The organism is Streptomyces sp. NPDC056347, from assembly GCF_042262625.1.
GTDB lineage: Bacteria > Actinomycetota > Actinomycetes > Streptomycetales > Streptomycetaceae > Streptomyces.
Genome location: NZ_JBHJQP010000040.1, coordinates 1 through 17,362, shown reverse-complemented (window position 1 = coordinate 17,362; position 17,362 = coordinate 1). Strand labels below are relative to the sequence as shown.

General features: G+C 72.9%; 15 protein-coding genes. 6 read left to right on the top strand and 9 right to left on the bottom strand.

All coding sequences use genetic code 11. From position 1 onward, the window contains the following. Positions 1-15: 15 nt before the first annotated feature. Positions 16-1,359: a multidrug effflux MFS transporter gene (locus ACFCV8_RS12335; protein ID WP_376685272.1), complete on the top strand. Its 1,344-nt coding sequence runs from the start codon at positions 16-18 to the stop codon at positions 1,357-1,359. On the opposite strand, the gene ACFCV8_RS12330 is transcribed toward ACFCV8_RS12335, so the two are convergent. Further along, positions 1,356-2,669 (bottom strand): hypothetical protein, encoded by a 1,314-nt coding sequence (locus tag ACFCV8_RS12330; RefSeq protein WP_376685244.1) that lies wholly within the window; start codon positions 2,667-2,669, stop codon positions 1,356-1,358. The genes ACFCV8_RS12335 and ACFCV8_RS12330 overlap by 4 nt on opposite strands. A gap of 140 nt (positions 2,670-2,809) precedes the next feature. Between ACFCV8_RS12330 and ACFCV8_RS12325 the strand changes: the two genes are divergently transcribed. Beyond that, the gene (locus ACFCV8_RS12325) at positions 2,810-3,808 is read left to right on the top strand and encodes a small ribosomal subunit Rsm22 family protein (RefSeq protein WP_376685243.1); all 999 of its coding nucleotides are present in this window, start codon (positions 2,810-2,812) and stop codon (positions 3,806-3,808) included. Positions 3,809-3,860: 52 nt separating this feature from the next. Here ACFCV8_RS12325 and ddaH read toward each other — a convergent pair whose 3' ends face one another. Further along, positions 3,861-4,676, bottom strand: coding sequence for a dimethylargininase (gene ddaH / locus ACFCV8_RS12320; protein WP_376685242.1), 816 nt, complete (start codon positions 4,674-4,676; stop codon positions 3,861-3,863). 326 nt (positions 4,677-5,002) lie between these two features. On the opposite strand from ddaH, the gene ACFCV8_RS12315 reads away from it, so the two are divergent. Further along, positions 5,003-5,749 (top strand): bifunctional DNA primase/polymerase, encoded by a 747-nt coding sequence (locus ACFCV8_RS12315; protein ID WP_376685241.1) that lies wholly within the window; start codon positions 5,003-5,005, stop codon positions 5,747-5,749. Positions 5,750-5,831: 82 nt separating this feature from the next. Here ACFCV8_RS12315 and ACFCV8_RS12310 read toward each other — a convergent pair whose 3' ends face one another. The 7 genes from ACFCV8_RS12310 to ACFCV8_RS12280 all read right to left on the bottom strand — a co-directional run bounded on the left by ACFCV8_RS12310 (position 5,832) and on the right by ACFCV8_RS12280 (position 13,400). Beyond that, positions 5,832-6,770, bottom strand: coding sequence for a hypothetical protein (locus ACFCV8_RS12310; protein WP_376685240.1), 939 nt, complete (start codon positions 6,768-6,770; stop codon positions 5,832-5,834). Beyond that, complete coding sequence (efeU, locus tag ACFCV8_RS12305; RefSeq protein ID WP_376685239.1) at positions 6,703-7,686, bottom strand: iron uptake transporter permease EfeU; 984 nt, start codon at positions 7,684-7,686, stop codon at positions 6,703-6,705. The genes ACFCV8_RS12310 and efeU overlap by 68 nt, the downstream gene beginning before the upstream one ends. 30 nt (positions 7,687-7,716) lie before the next feature. Further along, on the bottom strand, positions 7,717-9,018 hold the full coding sequence (gene efeB, locus ACFCV8_RS12300) for an iron uptake transporter deferrochelatase/peroxidase subunit (RefSeq protein ID WP_376685238.1): 1,302 nt from the start codon (positions 9,016-9,018) through the stop codon (positions 7,717-7,719). A gap of 20 nt (positions 9,019-9,038) precedes the next feature. Continuing rightward, the gene (gene efeO, locus ACFCV8_RS12295) at positions 9,039-10,175 is read right to left on the bottom strand and encodes an iron uptake system protein EfeO (protein WP_376685237.1); all 1,137 of its coding nucleotides are present in this window, start codon (positions 10,173-10,175) and stop codon (positions 9,039-9,041) included. Positions 10,176-10,363: 188 nt separating this feature from the next. Then, complete coding sequence (locus tag ACFCV8_RS12290) at positions 10,364-11,221, bottom strand: heme ABC transporter ATP-binding protein (RefSeq protein ID WP_376685236.1); 858 nt, start codon at positions 11,219-11,221, stop codon at positions 10,364-10,366. Further along, a complete protein-coding gene (locus tag ACFCV8_RS12285; protein WP_376685235.1) occupies positions 11,218-12,312 on the bottom strand; it encodes a FecCD family ABC transporter permease in 1,095 nt (364 codons plus the stop codon). The genes ACFCV8_RS12290 and ACFCV8_RS12285 overlap by 4 nt, the downstream gene beginning before the upstream one ends. Then, positions 12,309-13,400, bottom strand: coding sequence for a hemin ABC transporter substrate-binding protein (locus tag ACFCV8_RS12280; RefSeq protein ID WP_376685234.1), 1,092 nt, complete (start codon positions 13,398-13,400; stop codon positions 12,309-12,311). Before ACFCV8_RS12280 ends, ACFCV8_RS12285 begins: the two co-directional genes overlap by 4 nt. 133 nt (positions 13,401-13,533) lie before the next feature. On the opposite strand from ACFCV8_RS12280, the gene ACFCV8_RS12275 reads away from it, so the two are divergent. The 3 genes from ACFCV8_RS12275 to ACFCV8_RS12265 all read left to right on the top strand — a co-directional run bounded on the left by ACFCV8_RS12275 (position 13,534) and on the right by ACFCV8_RS12265 (position 17,334). Further along, positions 13,534-14,943, top strand: a complete 1,410-nt coding sequence (locus tag ACFCV8_RS12275; protein ID WP_376685233.1) for an HtaA domain-containing protein — start codon at positions 13,534-13,536, stop codon at positions 14,941-14,943. A gap of 48 nt (positions 14,944-14,991) precedes the next feature. Continuing rightward, positions 14,992-16,578 carry an HtaA domain-containing protein gene (locus ACFCV8_RS12270; protein ID WP_376685232.1) on the top strand — a complete coding sequence of 529 codons (1,587 nt, stop codon included), beginning with the start codon at positions 14,992-14,994 and terminating at the stop codon, positions 16,576-16,578. A gap of 69 nt (positions 16,579-16,647) precedes the next feature. After that, positions 16,648-17,334 (top strand): PhzF family phenazine biosynthesis protein, encoded by a 687-nt coding sequence (locus ACFCV8_RS12265; protein WP_376685231.1) that lies wholly within the window; start codon positions 16,648-16,650, stop codon positions 17,332-17,334. The last annotated feature ends 28 nt before the right edge of the window (positions 17,335-17,362 follow it).

Here is a 17,362-nt window from a genome sequence, read left to right as displayed (position 1 = left end):
GACATGGAGATGAGCATGCCGGAGCACGGCGCGAGCCGGACCCAGCCGGAAAACCCACACATACCGACCGCCGGAACCGGGGCCACCGCCCCCGAAACCACCGGCACCCCCGACCGGACCCCGGCCGCCGTCGCCGACGCGACCCGGCGCACCGGACTCCTGGTCACCCTGGTCCTCGGCGGCCTCACCGCACTGCCGCCGCTCTCCATGGACATGTACCTGCCCGCCCTTCCCGCGGTCACCGAGTCCCTGCACGCCCCCGCCTCGACCGTCCAGCTCACCCTCACCGCCTGCCTCACCGGCATGGCGCTCGGACAGGTCGTCGTCGGCCCGATGAGCGACCGCTGGGGCCGCCGCAAGCCGCTGCTCCTCGGCATGGTCGTCTACGTCGTCGCCACCGCGATCTGCGTCTTCGCCCCCACCGCCGGACTGCTCATCGCCTTCCGCACGCTCCAGGGCCTGGCCGGCGCCGCGGGCATCGTCATCGCCCGCGCGGTGGTCCGCGACCTGTACGACGGCCTGGAGATGGCCAGGTTCTTCTCCACCCTGATGCTGATCTCCGGGGTCGCCCCGATCATCGCCCCGCTGATCGGCGGGCAGGTGCTGCGGTTCACCGACTGGCGGGGGATCTTCGCCGTCCTCACCGCCGTCGGCCTGGCGCTCACCCTCGTCGTCTGGAAATGGCTGCACGAGACCCTGCCGCCGGAGGAACGGCACACCGGCGGGATCGGCGAGGCACTGCGCACGATGCGCGGGCTGCTCGCCGACCGGGTCTTCACCGGCTACACCATCGCGGGCAGCCTCGCCTTCGCCGTCCTCTTCTCCTACATCAGCGCCTCGCCGTTCGTCATGCAGGAGATCTACGGGGCCTCGCCGCAGACCTTCAGCCTGCTCTTCGGCATCAACTCGGTCGGCCTGGTCCTCGTCGGCCAGATCAACGGCAAGCTGCTGGTCGGCCGGTTCAGCCTGGACAAGGTGCTCGCCGTCGGGCTCTCGGTCATCGTGCTGGCGGCGACCGCGCTGCTGCTGATGACCACCGGGGTCCTCGGTGAGGTCGGACTGGTCCCGGTGGCGGCTGGACTGTTCGTGCTGATGTCGGCCATGGGGCTCGCGACGCCCAACACCAACGCCCAGGCCCTGATGCGGACCAAGCACGCGGCGGGCTCCGCCTCCGCGCTGCTGGGCACCTCGTCGTTCCTCATCGGCGCCGTCGCCTCGCCGCTCGTCGGCATCGCGGGCGAGGACACGGCCGTACCGATGGCCGTGGTGCAGCTGGTGTGCGGAGTGGGCGCGATGGCCGCCTTCCTCGGAATGTGCCGCCCGTGGCAACGGACGGACACACTCCGGGAGACCGCCTAGGAGGAGCGCGGGTAGCCGATCAGGTGCGGCCGGTCCTTCTCGTCGGTCCAGCGGAACAGGCCGACCCCGTCCGAGGTCTCCATGCCGGGCACCAGCACGTTCGACGGCAGCGCGCCCGTCGAACCGCTGCGGACCGCCACCGCGACCGGGGCGCCGTTGCCGGCCAGCACGTCCGCCGCGTTGCGCACGCTGGAGGCGCCGTACGCGGTGCCCTCGTCGTTCACCGAGGCCAGCGTCAGCGGCTTGGCGCCGTCGGCCCCCTCGAAGCAGAAACCCCGCTTCGTGGCCAGGTCGAAGGCGAGCGGCCCGGCCACCAGGTACGAACCCGAGGGCGCCGCGACGAGCTGCGGGTACTGCCCCGGCTTGATCGCGGGCTTGCTGCACTGCGTCGACGCCAGCATCTTGCCCGTCTCCGCGTCGTGCACCGCCCACATGTCATGGGTGGCGGCCAGCTTCGCGCCCTTCGCGAGCTGCCACTTCGCCAGGATCAGACCCGGCAGGAACGAGGTCGGGACGCCACTGGCCCGGTCGGTGCCCTTCGGCGCGACCTTCCGGCTGTACCAGCCGCCCTGCACCCAGAACTCCTTGGAGCCGCTGACCAGCAGGCCCTTCTTGGTCAGCCCGCGGATCTCGGTGAGCTGCTTGCAGGTCGCGCAGCCCTTCGGGTACTTCAGCGAGGACGGCTGGACCTTGGTGATCCGTCCGCTTCCCGGGTCGACCACCGCGCTGTTCGTCCGGCCGTCGCTGATGAGGATGCCGGGGCCGGCCGTGGAGACCGTCGGGACCGAGCCCCACGGCACCTCGACCCGGCGCCGGGAGCCGTCCTCCACGTCGTACACGTCCAGTGACACGATCGGGTCGGCGGGGGTCAGCGCGTTCTCGCCGACCTTCCCGTACGCCCAGGTCACGAAGTACTCGTGGTCGTCGACGGTGACCGAAAGGAGCCGGGGGAACTTGTTCGGCGACGGGGGCCGCCAGCTGTCGCCGTGCCAGCCCGGCCGGCCGTTCTTCGGATCGATGGTCCGCAGCTGGTACTTGCCCTCCGACATCCTTACCAGATACGCCAGCGCACCCGTGGTCCGGGAGACCGCGTAGTCGGGCGACGTCCCGATGAGCTCCCAGCCGTGCTCGGAGGAGTACGCGGCGGGCACGGTGAGCTGCGTGATGCCGGCCGGGTCCTTCTCCGTATGTTTCTCCGGCCCGTCCTTGTCCTTGTCCTTCGCCCCGCTGCCACACGTGGCGAGCAGCAGGAGCAGCGCGAGCACGAGCACTCCGCCGACCAGAACCAGGCGCACGATCTTCTGTCTCATGGTTTCCCTCGATGGGCGTCCCGACCTCGCGGCGGTCAGCGTAGCAACTTGCGCACCCATCTCGGCAGTTCGGATTCCGCGCAGTTCTACGCGGATAGCGCGGCGGCCGCCGGTGCGTCTTCTTTGCCTACAATTCGCCGGTGAACGCCACCCCTCCTCCCGCGGAAACGTTGCGTGCGGCACTGGCCGGACTGCTCGACGGACTGCCGCCCAAGCAGGCCGCCCAGGCCGTCGACCGGCTCATCGCCAACTACCGGGGGACCACCCCGACCGACGCCCCGGTGCTCCGCGACCGCTCCGACGTCGCCGCGTACGCCGCGTACCGCATGCCCGCCACCTTCGAAGCGGTACGGTCCGCGCTCGCCGCGCTGCGGGCCGCCGCCCCCGGCTGGGAGCCCGCCACCCACACCGACGTCGGCGGCGGCACCGGAGCCGCGAGCTGGGCCGTGGCCGGGGCCTGGGACGGCCCCCGCACGACCGTGCTGGACTGGGCCGAGCCCGCGCTCGCCCTCGGCCGCGAACTGGCCGGGCTCTCCGGCATCCCCGCCCTGCGCGCCGCCGAATGGCGCCGGGCCCGGATCGACGCGGGCCTCGAACTGGCCCCCGCCGACCTGGTCACCGTCTCCTACGTGCTCAACGAGCTGACCCCGGACACCCGCACCGCGCTCGTCGACGCCGCCGCGGCCGCCGCACAGGCCGTCGTGATCGTGGAACCCGGCACCCCGGACGGCTACGCCCGGATCATCGAGGCCCGCGACCGGCTGACCGCGGCCGGACTGACCATCGCCGCCCCCTGCCCGCACAGCGGCGCCTGCCCGATAGAACCGGGCACCGACTGGTGCCACTTCGCGGCCCGGGTCAGCCGCTCCTCGCTGCACCGCCGGGTCAAGGGCGGCTCACTGCCGTACGAGGACGAGAAGTTCGGCTACGTCGTGGCGACCCGCTTCCCGGCCGGCCCCGTCCCGGCCCGGGTCGTCCGCAAACCCCAGATCCGCAAGGGCCAGGTCCTGCTCGACCTGTGCACCCGCGAGGAGGGCCTGCGGCGGGACACGGTCACCAAGCGCCACGGCGAGCTGTACCGGGCCGCCCGGGACACCGCGTGGGGCGACGCCTGGCCGCCGCCCGGCGAGGACGCCTGAGCGACCGGCCCGGCCCGGTGTGCCCGCCGGGCCGGGGCGACGGCCCGCCCGCTCACCCCCGCAGCTCCTGCGTGCAGCACTTCACGCTGCCACCGCCCTTCAGCAGCTCGCCCAGGTCCATCGGCAGCGGCTCGAAGCCCCGCTCCCGCAGCGGGTCGAAGAGCCCGGTCGCCGCCTGCGGCAGCAGCACATGGAGCCCGTCGCTCACCGCGTTCAGCCCGAGCGCCGCGGCGTCCGCCTCCTGGGCGATCAGCGCGTCGGGGAAGAGCCGGGCCAGCACGGCCCGGCTGCCCGCCGAGAAGGCCCCCGGGTAGTACATGACCTCGTCGCCCGCCTCGTCGAGCACCGACAGCGCCGTGTCCAGGTGGTAGTAGCGCGGGTCGACCAGGTCGAGCCCGATCACCGGGCGCCCGAAGAACTCCTGCGCCTCCCCGTGCGAGAGCGGGCTGGACCGGAACCCCCGCCCGGCCAGCACGTACGAGGCGGTGACCGCGAAATCGCCCTCGCCCTCGTTCACGTGGTCCGGCTCGTGGATCTCGGTGAAGCCATGGGCCCGGAACCACTCGCGGTGCGCCCCGGCCTCCGCGTGCCGCTCCCGGTACGCGAAGCGGGCGCCCAGCACCCGGCCGTCGATCACCGTGGCACCGTTGGCCGCGAACACCATGTCGGGCAGCTCCGGGCGCGGGTCCAGCAGCTCCACGGTGTGCCCGAGGGCGCGGTAGCGGTCGCGCAGGTCCTCCCACTGGGTCTGGGCCAGCGCGAGGTCCACGGGCTTGCTGGGGTCCATCCACGGATTGATGGAGTACGTCACCCTGAAGTGCGTGGGCGCACACATCAGGTAGCGGCGGGGTGCGGATTCACGAGGCAACGAAGGCTCCTCACGAAAGGCAGGGATCGCCTGCCGGGGACAGCGCACGGATCGGTGCGTGAGCCCATGGTCCGCTCTGCGGGCGGCCGCGCACAGTGATCCGATCGGGTGGTTCCGCCCGCCCGTGGGAACAACGGTGCGTGGCGGCCCCGGGCACCGCCGCCGCACGGGCCGGCCCCCAGCGACAGAACCTTTGTTTCCCGACAATTACGGGCATAAATTGCGGTTCGTCGGGCAGTGATCCGTACCCCGCTTCCGGAGTCCGGCCACCCGGAGCGCAGGATGGTGGGACCATGGGCATGGGCAACCTTGAGGTAAGGGGATAGATGGGCGCCGATTTCGGCCGTTATCGCGGCTCAGAGAGCAAATTTTCCCAATGGCTTCGCCGCCGACCCAAACCGCAGCAGAGCGAGGTCGACGGCACCGCCCGGGAGGCGCTGCTCCTCGCCGTCGCCGAAGCCGGAATGCCGATCGCGCCGGCCGCCCACCCCGTCGGATACCGATGTTCCTGCGAACGCATCGGCTGTCCCACCCCCGCCCGGCACCCGCTGTCCTTCGCCTGGCAGACGCAGTCCACCACCGACCGGGCGCAGATCGAGCGCTGGGCCCGCAGCCAGCCGCAGGCCAACTTCATCACCGCGACCGGCATGATCCACGACGTCCTCGACGTACCGCTGTCCGCAGGCAGCCAGGCGCTGGAGCGGCTCCTCGCCGCGGGCATCGAGGTCGGCCCCGTCGCCCGGTCCGGCGACGACCGGATGCTCTTCTTCACCGCCACCCGCGGCACGCCCGAGGACGAGGACGAGTGGTGGCCGTGCGAGCTGGACTGCCACCCCGAGACGATGGACGAGCATCCGGGGCTGCGCTGGCACTGCCGCGGCAGCTACGTGCTCCTGCCGCCCGCCCGGCTCCCCGGCGAGCTGGACGTGGCGTGGGTGCGCGGACCGGAGCTTTCGCTGCCCGATCCGCTGACCCTGCTGGAAACGCTCACCGACGCCTGCGCGCAGTACGCCGACGCGGCCGACCAGAGCGAACTGGACCACGACGCGGTGGCCTGGCCGTTGAGCCGTTGAGCCGTTGAGCCGTTGGGTCGGTGAGGCCGGTGAGTGGCCGGGCCGCCCGGGCGGGCCGCCCGGGCGGCCTCCGGTCCGTCGGTCAGGAGCCCTTCGCGGCCGTCAGGCCCGGCAGCCGGTTCAGGACGACGACCTTGCCGCCGTTCTTCGACGAGCCCTTCTTCGGGACGTACACCAGTTCGCTGGAGACCCGCTCCTCGGTGAGGGTGGACCGCACCTCACCGGTCAGCAGCGCCTCCACGTCGTCGTTGAGCGGCGGGCGCAGCCCCTTCGCCGCGGTCTGCTGCTCGAAGTGCTTGCTGCTGAAGAAGACCAGCGCCCCGCCGTCCTCCGTCTCCAGGCCGAGCGGGCCGAACGCGCCGCTGTCCAGCGGCTGGTCGACGTACTGGTACGAGAAGCCCGCCTGCCGGGTGGTCCGGCGGGTCTCCCGCCAGCCCGAGGTGGCGGAGCCCGGGGCGAAGACGTCCGGGCTGCCCTTCTGGAGGTACTGCGTGTATTGCGTGCTCAGGTCCTTCGGCGCGACGGCCGTCGCGGCGCTGTCCACGGCCACCGGCCGGGCCGTGCCGTCACCGTTCCTGGCCAGGGCGGGCAGCTGGTCGGGGGCGACCACCGACAGATAGGCGGCCTTCCAGCCGTCGTCGGGACCGGACTTGACGAAGACGATCAGCCAGCGGGTGTCGAGCTTCCCGCTGTCCTGGTCGCGGTCGGAGTCGGTGTCCGCGAGGAACCAGCGCGGCCAGCCCGCCTTCTTCGGGACGAGGTAGGTGGCGTCGGACAGCACCAGCGGCCGGTGGTCCGGGTTGCCGTCCGGGTGGCTCTTGCGCCGCGCCTTCAGCCCGGCCTGGTTGATCGCCCCGAGCGAGCCGGTGACCCGGTCCGCGTCGAGGGCCGGGTCGTAGGCCTTGTCCGCCGCGTTGTACGCGTCGGTGAAGTCCTTCAGGGCCTGCGCGGCCTCAGACCTGGTTGCCGCCGGCACCACTGCCAGCTCGCCGTGCACCGTCACGCAACCGCTCGCCGTCATCGACAGCACCGTCGCCGCCGCGAGCCCCGTCGCCAGCCGAACCGGCCTCAGACTTCTCATCCGTTGCTTTCCGCGCCTTCTGATCCGTCGCCCCTCCGGAGGGGGCCCCTGCCCGTCCGAACCCTACCGGGGAGAGGAACAGCGCGAGGGTGGGGATCAGATACAGCGCCCACACCGTGACCTGAAGAACGGTCGGGTCGGGCTGGAAGTTGAACGTGCCCTTGAGGAGCGTGCCGTACCAGCTGTCCGGCGGGATCGCACCGCTGATGTCGAAGGCCTGGTTGTGCAGGCCACCGATGAACTCCGCCTCCTGGAGGTCGTGGACGCCGTACGCGAGCACGCCCGCGGCGACGATCACCAGCATTCCGCCGGTCCAGGTGAAGAACTTCGACAGGTTGATCTTCAGCGCACCCCGGTAGAACAGCCAGCCCAGCACGACCGCGGCGGCGATGCCGAGGAAGGCGCCGATCATCGGGTGCCAGCCGTCGTCCGCCGCGTGCACCGCACGCCACACGAACAGCGAGGTCTCCAGGCCCTCCCGGCCCACCGCGAGCAGCGCCGTGGCGACCAGCGCACCGGTGCCCATCGCGAGGGCGGCGTCGAGCTTGCCGTGCAGCTCCGTCTTCAGATGCCGCGCGGTGCGCCGCATCCAGAAGACCATCCAGGTGACCAGGCCGACGGAGACGATCGACAGCGAACCGCCGAGCGCCTCCTGCGCCTTGAACGTCATCTCCTGCGAGCCGAACTCGAGCCCGGCGCCGAACGCCAGGCTGACCACGATGGCGATGCCGACGCCGATCCAGATCGGCACCAGCTTGTTCTTGTTGCCGGTCTTCACCAGGTAGGCGATGAGGATGCAGACGACCAGGCTGGCCTCGAGGCCCTCGCGCAGGCCGATCAGGAAGTTGCTGAACACGTTTCGGTTCTCCTTCTGTTCCGAGTCCCGTTACGAGAACAGCGCCCGGCCCCACCAGTCGCCCTTGTCGCGGACGCCCGGCGGGACGGCGAAATGCGCCGAACCCACGTGCTGGATGTACTCGTTGAGTGCGTCGTGTGCCGCCAGCCGCCGCTGGAGCGGGATGAACGCCTTGCGGGTGTCGCGCTGGTACGCGATGAAGAACAGCCCGGCGTCGAGGCGGCCGAGGCCGTCCGTGCCGTCGGTGAACGAGTAGCCGCGGCGCAGGATCATCACCCCGTCGTTGCTGCTCGGGTGGGCGAGCCGCACGTGCGCCGTCGGCTTCATGGCCTTCAGGAACGGCTCGTCGTGCTCCTTGGACTTGCCGGCCGGGGCGCCCTCGCCCTTGTCGCGGCCGAAGACGTCCTCCTGCTCCTGGAGCGAGGCGCGGTCCCAGGTCTCGATGTGCATCCGGATGCGGCGGGCCACCAGGTACGAACCCCCGGTCATCCAGTCCGCGCCGTCCTTCCCGTCGGCCCACACATGGTGGTCCAGGGCGGCGGTGTCGGTGCCGGAGACGTTCCGGGTGCCGTCCTTGAAGCCGAACATGTTGCGCGGGGTGTGGGCGTCCGGCGTCGTCGAGGACGTCTTGCCGAAGCCCAGCTGGGACCAGCGGATCGCGGCGCGGCCCATGCCGATCCTGGCCAGGTTGCGGATGGCGTGCACCGCGACCTGCGGGTCGTCCGCGCATGCCTGGACACAGAGGTCGCCGCCGCTGCGCGCCGCGTCGAGGTTGTCACCGGGGAACTTCGGCAGGTCCACCAGGGCCTCGGGCCGCTTGTCCTCCAGGCCGAACCGGCCCTTGGCGAAGAGCGAGGGGCCGAAGCCGATGGTGAGGGTGAGCCGGGACGGCTTGAGCCCCAGCGCCTCGCCCGTGTCGTCCGGCGGGGCCTCGGCGAGGCCGCCGTACGCCCCGTCGCCCACCGCGTGTCCGGCGGTCATCCGCTCCGCCGCCCGCGTCCACTCCTTGAGCAGCGCGATCAGTTCGGCGCGGTCCCCGGTCGTGACGTCGAACGCGGCGAAGTGCAGCCGGTCCTGCACGGCGGTGGCGATCCCGGCCTGGTGCGCGCCGTGGAACGGCACCGCCCCGCCGCTGTCCGCGGCCGGTACCGCGTCGTCGCCGCCGCGCACCGCCGCGACCGTACCGCCGGCCGCGACGGCGCCCAGCGCGAGGCCCGCGCCGCCCCAGCCGAGCAGCGCGCGGCGGGACGGGGCGGGCCGGGACGGGACGGCGGGGGCAGCCGGTTCCGCGGCCGGTTCCGCGGCGGCGTCGGACTGCTTCTGTTCGGACATGACCAAGCCCCTCCGGCTCGTTACTTCGTCACCGCGGCGGCGAGCCGGGAGAGCGGCTCGGCCAGGGCGTTCACCGCGTCCGACAGCGCCTTGCGGTCCGCCTTGCCGACCTTGTCGTACGAGACGAACGCGTAGGAGTCCTTGTCCTCGCGGTACTTGTCCAGCAGCTTGTTCAGCTCGGCGAAACGCTTGTCCAGGGTGGTGGTGAGCGCCCCGTCGTTCTTCACCGCGATCGGCCTCAGCAGCTCGTAGGACTTCTCGGCGCCCTCGACGTTGCCCTTGAAGTCGACCAGGTCGGTGTGGCTGTAGCGCTCCTCCTCACCGGTGACCTTGCCGGTGGCGACCTCGTCCAGCAGCTCCTTGGCGCCGTTGGCCATCGAGGTCGGGGTGATGTCGGCGGTGCCGACCCGCTTCTGCCAGTCCAGCAGGTCCTTGTGGAGGACCGGGGCGAGCGCCTTCTCCTCGGCGCCCAGCTTCTTCTCCTGCCACAGCGCCTTCTCCAGGCGGTGCCAGCCGGTCCACTTCTGGCCGTCCTCCAGGCCGTCCTCGCGGATGTCGACCTTCGGGTCGATGTCACCAAAGGACTCGGCGACGGGCTCGGTGCGCTCCCAGCCGAGCCGGGAGTCGGCGTAGAGCTTCTTCGCGGCCTCGATGTCCCCGGCGGCGACGGCATCCGTGAACTTCTTGGCCTTCGGCAGCGTCTCGTCGGCCTGCGCCTGCACATACGTGCGGTACTCGGCGACGGCCTTGTCCATCTCGGGACTGCGCCTGGCCGCGGTGCCGCCGGTGATCTCCAGCTTCTGCCGGATGCCGTGGCCCTTCATACCGGGCTTGCAGGCGATCTCGTACGAACCGGCCTTGATCTCGGCGGTGATGGTGGCCTTGGTGCCGGGGCCGATGTTCTCGCGCTCGGCGACGATGCGGTCGTCCGGGAACAGGACGTAGACCTCGGTGACCTTGGAGCCCTTGTTCTGCACGGCCAGTTCGATGTGACCGGCGGGCAGCTTCTTCTTCGACACCTCGCAGGAGTCGTCCTTCGCGACGACCTCCAGGGCCTTGTCGCCCTTGCCGTCGCTCTTCTGCGCGCAGCCCGTGACGGCGGTCAGGGCGGCCACCGTGGCGGCAGCGGTGACGACGGAGAAACGAACGGCTCGCATGCGGGCTCCACTGGGGACGAAGAGAAGCGGGAGAAGAACGGACAAAGACAGGTGAGGCAGACCTAACTTAACCGAGGCTTACCTGAGCGGTACCCACTCGTGCAGTGATTCAGCTCTCATCCCGCGGGCCCGGAAACGGACCGATCACGGGTGATCCATGGGTGACCCACGGAAAGGTCAAGTGATGGTCAAGCCCTCCGGTCCGGTACGACGAGCGGCACCCCGGTCCGCGGGTGCGGGAACACCTCGACCGGCTGCCGGTACACCTCGCCGAGCAGCTCGCCGGTGAAGACCCCGGAGGGCGGTCCGGCCGCCGCGATCCGCCCTCCGTGCAGCACCGCGACCCGGTCCGCGTACGCCGCCGCGAGCCCCAGGTCGTGCAGGACGACCACGACCGCGTCGCCCGCGGCGGCCCGCTCCCGGCAGATCCTCAGCACCAGTTCCTGGTGGCGCAGGTCCAGCGCGGCGGTCGGCTCGTCGAGCAGCAGCAGCGGGGCGCGCTGCGCCAGTACCCGGGCCAGCGCGACCCGGGCGCGTTCGCCGCCGGACAGCGCGGCGAAGGGGCGCGCGGCGAAGGCGGTGACCTCGGTGGCCGCCATCGCCTCGGCGACCGCCCGGTCGTCCGCGTCCGCCCGCTCCGTACCGGCCCAGGGCGCCCGCCCCATCCGGACCACGTCCGCCACCGGGAACGGGAAGGACAGCGCGGCGGACTGCGGCAGCACCGCCCGGCGCAGCGCCAGTTCGGCGGCCGACCACGCGCCGGCCGGGCGCCCGTCGATCAGGATCTCGCCCCGCTCGGCGGGCAGATCGGCGGCCAGCGCCGCCAACAGGGTCGACTTCCCCGCCCCGTTCGGCCCCACCAACGCCAGCACCTCGCCCGCGTACGCGGCCAGGTCGACCCCGTCCAGCACCGGCCGCCGCCCCAGCAGCACCCGCAGCCCGCGGGCCTCGGCGACGGCGGAGCCGGGGGAGAAGGGCGCGGGCAGCCGCCGCTCCCGGGCCCGGAACGGATTCCACGGCACCCTCGTGCCCACCGGCGTCCTCATGCCCAACCACCTTGCTTGCGACGGGTCCTGCGCAGCAGCCAGAAGAAGAACGGGCTGCCGATGAGCGCGGTCAGCACACCGAGCGGCAGCTCGGCGGGGGCGGCCACGGTACGGGCCGCGAGGTCGCCCGCCACCAGCACCAGGGCGCCGCCGAGCGCGCTGCCGGGGAGCAGGAAGCGGTGACCGGGGCCGTTCGCCATCCGCAGCAGATGCGGCACCAGCAGCCCCACGAACGTGATGATCCCGGCGACCGCCACCGCGGCGGCGGTCAGCAGCGCCACCACCAGCACCAGCACCACCCGCAGCCGTTCGACGTCGACCCCCAGATGCCGGGCGGGCCGCTCGCCGAGCGCGAGGAGGTCCAGCCGCCGGGCGTGGAACGGCGCGACGAGCAGACCGAGCAGCGCGCACGGCAGCACGGCGAGCACCTTGGGCCAGGTCGCCTGGGCCAGCGAGCCCAGCTGCCAGAAGGTGATCTGCGAGATCTGCGCGTTGTCGGCGAAGAAGACGAACAGTCCGATCAGCGCGCCCGCGAAGGCGTTGACCGCGATCCCGGTGAGGATCAGCGTCACCACCTCGGTCCGCCCGCCCGACCGGGACAGCGCGTACACCAGCAGGACGGTCACCAGTCCGGCGGCGAACGCGCAGACGGTGACGGTCCAGTTGCCGAGGAAGGTCAGCCCGAGCGCGATCGAGCCGACCGCGCCGACCGCCGCACCGGAGGAGATCCCGATCACCCCGGGCTCGGCCAGCGGATTGCCGAACACCCCCTGCATCAGGGCGCCCGCACAGCCCAGCGACGCCCCCACCAGCAGGGCGAGGACGACCCTCGGCAGCCGTACGTTCCACAGCACGCTCTCGCCGACCCGGTCCAGCGCCGCCCCGCCGAGGCCGAGCCGGTGCTGCACGGAGCCGAGCACGTCGCCGAGCGGGATGCCGTACGCGCCGGTCCCGGCGGAGACCAGGCAGCACACCAGGAGCGCGACGAGCAGCCCGGCGGTCAGCGCGAACGTGGAGGAACGCCGGGGCTTTCGCGGCTCCGGCGCGCCGACGGGCGCGGTGCGGGGGAGCGGCGGGGAGGTGGCGGTCATCGCGCGGCCCCGCTCTCCGGGTGGAGCCGCGCGACCAGTTCGGCCAGCACCCGGTCGGTGCGCGGCCCGTAGTTCAGCAGCACCCCGTCGTCGACGGAGACGATCCGCCGGTCGAGCCCGGCGGGGGTCTCGGCGATACCGGGGAGCTTCAGGAGCCCGTCGACGCCGCCCACCGATTCGAGGCCCTTGCTCATCACCAGGAAGGCGTCGGGGGCGGCCTTCGCCAGGGCCTCGCTGGTGATCGCGGTGAAGTCCTTCGTCAGCCCGGACGCCTTGCCCGCGTCGACGCCGCCCGCCGCCTCGATCAGCGAACTCGCCCCGGACTCCCGGCCGCCCAGCAGATGGACGGAGGCCGAGCCGCGCAGGTAGAGGAAGGCGACCCGGGGTTTCTCGCCCCCGTCGGCCGGTGCGGGGACGGACCTGCGTACGGCGTCGATGCGCGACGTGGTCCGCGCGTCCAGTTCGGCGCCCGCGTCCGGCACGCCCAGGGCGGCGGCCACGGCCTCGATCCGGCGGCCCACGTCGGAGAGCTGCCCGGCGGGCCGTACGACGACGACCGGGACGCCGGCCTCCCGGATCTGCTCGACGGCCTCCGCCGGGCCGGTGGTGGTCTCGGCGAGCACCACGGTCGGCCGCAGCGACAGCACGCTCTCCGCCGACACGTCATGAGCGCGGGTCACCACCGGGAGCCTCTCCGCCTGTTCGAAAGTGGCGGTGATGTCCCGGGCCACGACCTTCTTCCCGAGGCCCAGGGTGAAGGCGATCTCGCTCAGCCCGCCGCTCAGCGGAACGATCCGGTCCGCCGAGGTGACGGTGACCTCGGCGCCGTCCGCCGACTCCACCGTCACGGGCAGCTTCGGCTCCGGCGTGGTGGCCAGCGGCTCGACGCGGTCGGGGGCGGTTCCGGCGGACGCCTTTTTGGTGGTGGCCGGGGACGTGCCGTCCGTACCGCCCGCGCAGCCGGTGAGGGCGAGGGCAAGGGCGAGCCCGGCCGCCAGGGCGCCGAGTGGGCCGCGGGCCGGAGCCCGTCCGGTCCTCCGCTGCCGGGCGACGCGGCCCGGTGGGGCGAAGTCCTGCGAGATGCGCACGGGGCACCGTCCTGTTGTCGTGCGGGGGGAGTTCGTCATGGTTTGTCAGCAAGTGCTGCGGAAGGGGGTCCTCCGGATGACGTGCTTAGCTTAGGTTAGCCTTACCTCAATTTCCACGTTCCGGAGGGGTTCCATGCTGTCGCCCAGACCTGCCCGCACACTCGCCGTCACGCTGCTGCTGACGGTGCTGGGAGTCCTGCTCCCGGCCGGCGCCGCACAGGCGGCGACCGGCCGTACGGTGCAGGGCGGCAGGCTGGACTGGGCCATCAAGTCCTCCTTCCAGAGCTACGTCACCGGGCCGATCGCGAACGGCAGCTGGAGCCTGACCGGCGGCGCGGCCACGGCCGGTGGCAGCCGGTTCCGCTTCCACTCCGCCACCGGCTCCTACGCCCCGGCGACCGGCGACTTCACCGCGCGCTTCGCCGGAGGGGTGCGCTTCCTGGGCCACAAGAAGTCCGACGGCGGCCACGAACTGGACCTCACCATCAGCCGCCCCACCGTCCGCATCACGGGCGGCACCGGCACCCTGTACGCGGACATGGTCAGCAAGGACCGGGGCAGCGGCCGGGTCACCTCGACCGCCCAGGTGCCGCTGGCGACGCTCGGCCTGTCCGGGATCGACATGCGGGGCGGCTCCACCCCGATCGCCCTGCGGGGCGTCCCGGCGACCCTGACCGCCCAGGGCGCGAAGGCGTTCGCGGGCTACTACCCGGCGGGCACCCCGCTCGACCCGGTCAGCCTCTCCGTGGACACCGTCGCCCCGGCCGGGCAGCCCGCCGCCACCGAGTCCCCCGGGAAGAAGCCGAAGGCGAAGCGGGAGAAGTCCGCGAAGGCCGCCGGACGCTTCGAGGACGCCGCCGTCGACTGGGGCGTACGCCGGACCTTCCGCGAGTACGTCACCGGCCCGGTCGGCAAGGGGAAGTGGACCCTGGCCGACGGTGCCCGGGACGGCGGGGCGCTCTTCCGCTTCCCGCGCGGCACCGGCACGTACGACCCGGCGAAGCGCACCCTGGACGCCGAGTTCGCGGGGAGCGTCCGCTTCACCGCCGCCGACGGGCTCGACCTGGAACTCTCGGCGGTCGCGGTCCGGATCGAGGCGGGCCGCGGCACGCTCCTGGCCGACGTCCGCGGCGACGGCGAGCGGCGCGGCGCCGTCCCGCTCGTCACTTTCCCCGCGAAGGACTTCGCACCGGAGAACGGGCTCGCCGTTCTCACCGAGGCCCCCGCCACCCTCACCGGCGACGGCGCGAAGACCTTCGGCGCCCTCTACCGGACGGGCACCGCGATGGACCCGGTCTCGCTGGCCGTCGCCGTCGACGCCGGGGCCGAACTGCCCGCCCTGCCCGACCTGGGCAGCGACCCGGACCCGTCACCGGAGCCCTCCACCGCCGCTTCCGCCGACCCCGCCCCGGCCGCCGCGTCCGCCCGTTCCTCCACCACGGCCGGCGCCTACCTCGCCGCCGGTGGCGGAGCCGTGCTCGTGGCGGCGGCCGGTGCGGTCCACCTGTTCCGCCGTCACCGCACCGCGCGCACCGGCGACTAGCAGCCTCCCTCCCCCAACCCCCCTTCGCTCCCGAGGAGATCCACGACCATGGCAGCAACCCGCCGCCTCATAGCCCGTACCGCCGCAGTCGCCACCGCGGCCGCTCTCGGCGCCACCGTGTTCGCCCTTCCGGCGCTCGCCGACGGCACCACCGGCAGCAAGCCCGCCGCCGCGCCGACGATGGAACTGACCGACGGCACGCTGGAGTGGGGTGTCAAGGAGTCCTTCCGCAAGTACCTCGCCTCGCCGTTCTCCGGCGGGCGGATCACCGTCCGGGACGGTGCCGTCCAGGCACCCGGCAACGGGGCGTTCACCTTCTCCGGCGGCAAGGGCACCTACGACACGGCCACGCACGGCACCGGCACCGCGTTCGACGGCGGGGTCAACTTCTACGCCCACGGCGGCGTCCTCGACATCACGCTCTCCGACGTGAAGCTGGCCACCTCCGGCACCGGCGGCGCCATCACCGTCGACGTCACCACCCCGAAGGGCACCGTCGACGACGTGGAGTTCGCCGCCCTCGACCTCTCGGCGGTCAAGCCGGGCCGGGGCGAGGGCGGTGCGATGGTCTTCGCGGACATCCCGGCGACCCTCACCAGGGCGGGCGCCGAGGCGTTCGACGGCCAGTACAAGGAGGGCGACGCGCTCGACCCGGCCACCCTCTCGGTGAAGGCGGTCACGCCCCCGACCACCGAACCCACCGGGGAGCCCTCCCCGGAGCCGACCGGGAAGCCCACCACCGAACCGACCACGCCCGCCTCCCCGTCCCCCTCCGCCCCGGCGACCGACAGGCCCGCCACCGACAAGCCCGCCACCGAGAAGCCGGACGCCGAGAAGCCGGACGCCGTCCGGGGCGAGATCGTCGACGGCACCCTGGACTGGGGCGTGAAGGAGTCCTTCCGCGCCTACGTCACCGGCCCGATCGCCCACGGCAGGGCCGAGACGGCGAACGGCGCCACCGCCTCCGCGAACGGCTACCGCTTCCCCGACGCCACCGGCCGCTTCGACGCGGAGAAGCAGACCCTGAAGGCCCGGTTCCAGGGCAAGGTCCGCTTCCTGGGCCACGAGGAGAACGGCGCGTACACCCTCGACCTCTCCCTGAGCGGCATGGAGATCCGGGCGAACGGCACCGGGGGCACCCTGGTCGCGGACGTCTCCACCAAGGACCGCACCACCAAGAAGGTCTCCACGTACACCGGTCTGGCCGTCGCCGACCTCGAGATCCCGGCGGGCGGGCTGACCGCGAAGGACGGCGTGGTGAAGCTCTCGGCCGTCCCCGCGACGCTCACCGCCGACGGCACCAAGGCGTTCGGCGGCATGTACGGGGCCGGTGAGAAGCTCGACGCGCTGACCGTCGCGGTCGCGCTCGACAAGGACGCCGAACTCCCGGGCGCCACCGGCGGATCCGGCTCGGCGGGCGGCTCCTCGGCCACCGGCGGGTCCGGTTCGGCCGACGGCCTCGCGGGTGGCTCGGTCGGCGGCGGTTCGGTGGGCGGGGGCTCGGTCGGCGGGGCGGGCTCGCTCGCCGCCACCGGCTCCGGCGTCCCGGCCGGCGCCCTGCTCGCCGCCTCGGGCGTGGTCGTGGCGGCCGGTGCCGGAGCGGTGGCCGCGGCCCGCCGTCGCCGTACCGCCTGACCCCCGCACCCGCACCGCCCGGGCCGACCGGCCGCACGGCCGCCGTCCGGGCGGTGCTTCAATGCCCGGATGGACGAGAGCGACTTCGACGTACCCCCGGGCATCGACGTACTGCGGGTGTTCTGCGGGCCCGACGGCCGCCACGGCAACGCCCTCGGAGTCGTGCGCGACGGCGGCGCCTGGCCGGACCGGGCGGACCGGCAGGCGCTGGCCGCCCGGCTCGGCTTCAGCGAGACCGTGTTCGTCGACGACCCCGAGCGCGGCCATCTGGAGATCTACACCCCCGGGCTCCGCCTCCCGTTCGCCGGACATCCGGTCGTCGGCGCGGCCTGGCTGCTCGACCTGGAGATCCTGGAGCTGCCGGTCGGGGAGGTCTTCGCCCGCCAGGACGGCGAGTTCACCTGGATCACCGCCCGCCCCGAGTGGGCGCCCCCGCGCACGCTGGAGCGGTACGCGTCCGTCGCCGAGATCGAGGCGCTCGCCGGGCCGCCGGCGGGGGAGGGCTGGCTCTACGCCTGGGCCTGGGAGGACGAGGCGGCGGGCCGGGTGCGTGCGCGGGCCTTCCCCCGGCGCGACGACGGGATCGTGGAGGACGAGGCGACCGGGGCGGCGGCGCTGCTGCTCAGCGCCGAACTGGGCCGGGCACTCAACATCGTCCAGGGCCGCGGCTCCCAGATCCTCACCGCCCCGGCCCCCGGCGGCACGGTGGAGATCGGCGGACGGGTCGCCCCGGGACGGGTCCGCGCCGGGCGATGACACGAGGGGCGGGGCCGGTGTGCTCACC

Bases quoted from the DNA above. Each gene is read 5' to 3' on its own strand.
- ACFCV8_RS12335 (WP_376685272.1), top strand. From the start codon at position 16: ATGCCGGAGCACGGCGCGAGCCGGACCCAGCCGGAAAACCCACACATA.
- ACFCV8_RS12285 (WP_376685235.1), bottom strand. From the start codon at position 12,312: ATGACCGCCACCTCCCCGCCGCTCCCCCGCACCGCGCCCGTCGGCGCG.
- efeO (WP_376685237.1), bottom strand. From the start codon at position 10,175: ATGCGAGCCGTTCGTTTCTCCGTCGTCACCGCTGCCGCCACGGTGGCC.
- ACFCV8_RS12275 (WP_376685233.1), top strand. From the start codon at position 13,534: ATGCTGTCGCCCAGACCTGCCCGCACACTCGCCGTCACGCTGCTGCTG.
- ACFCV8_RS12310 (WP_376685240.1), bottom strand. From the start codon at position 6,770: ATGACGGCGAGCGGTTGCGTGACGGTGCACGGCGAGCTGGCAGTGGTG.
- ACFCV8_RS12270 (WP_376685232.1), top strand. From the start codon at position 14,992: ATGGCAGCAACCCGCCGCCTCATAGCCCGTACCGCCGCAGTCGCCACC.
- efeB (WP_376685238.1), bottom strand. From the start codon at position 9,018: ATGTCCGAACAGAAGCAGTCCGACGCCGCCGCGGAACCGGCCGCGGAA.
- ACFCV8_RS12290 (WP_376685236.1), bottom strand. From the start codon at position 11,221: ATGAGGACGCCGGTGGGCACGAGGGTGCCGTGGAATCCGTTCCGGGCC.
- ACFCV8_RS12315 (WP_376685241.1), top strand. From the start codon at position 5,003: ATGGGCGCCGATTTCGGCCGTTATCGCGGCTCAGAGAGCAAATTTTCC.
- ACFCV8_RS12330 (WP_376685244.1), bottom strand. From the start codon at position 2,669: ATGAGACAGAAGATCGTGCGCCTGGTTCTGGTCGGCGGAGTGCTCGTG.
- ACFCV8_RS12265 (WP_376685231.1), top strand. From the start codon at position 16,648: ATGGACGAGAGCGACTTCGACGTACCCCCGGGCATCGACGTACTGCGG.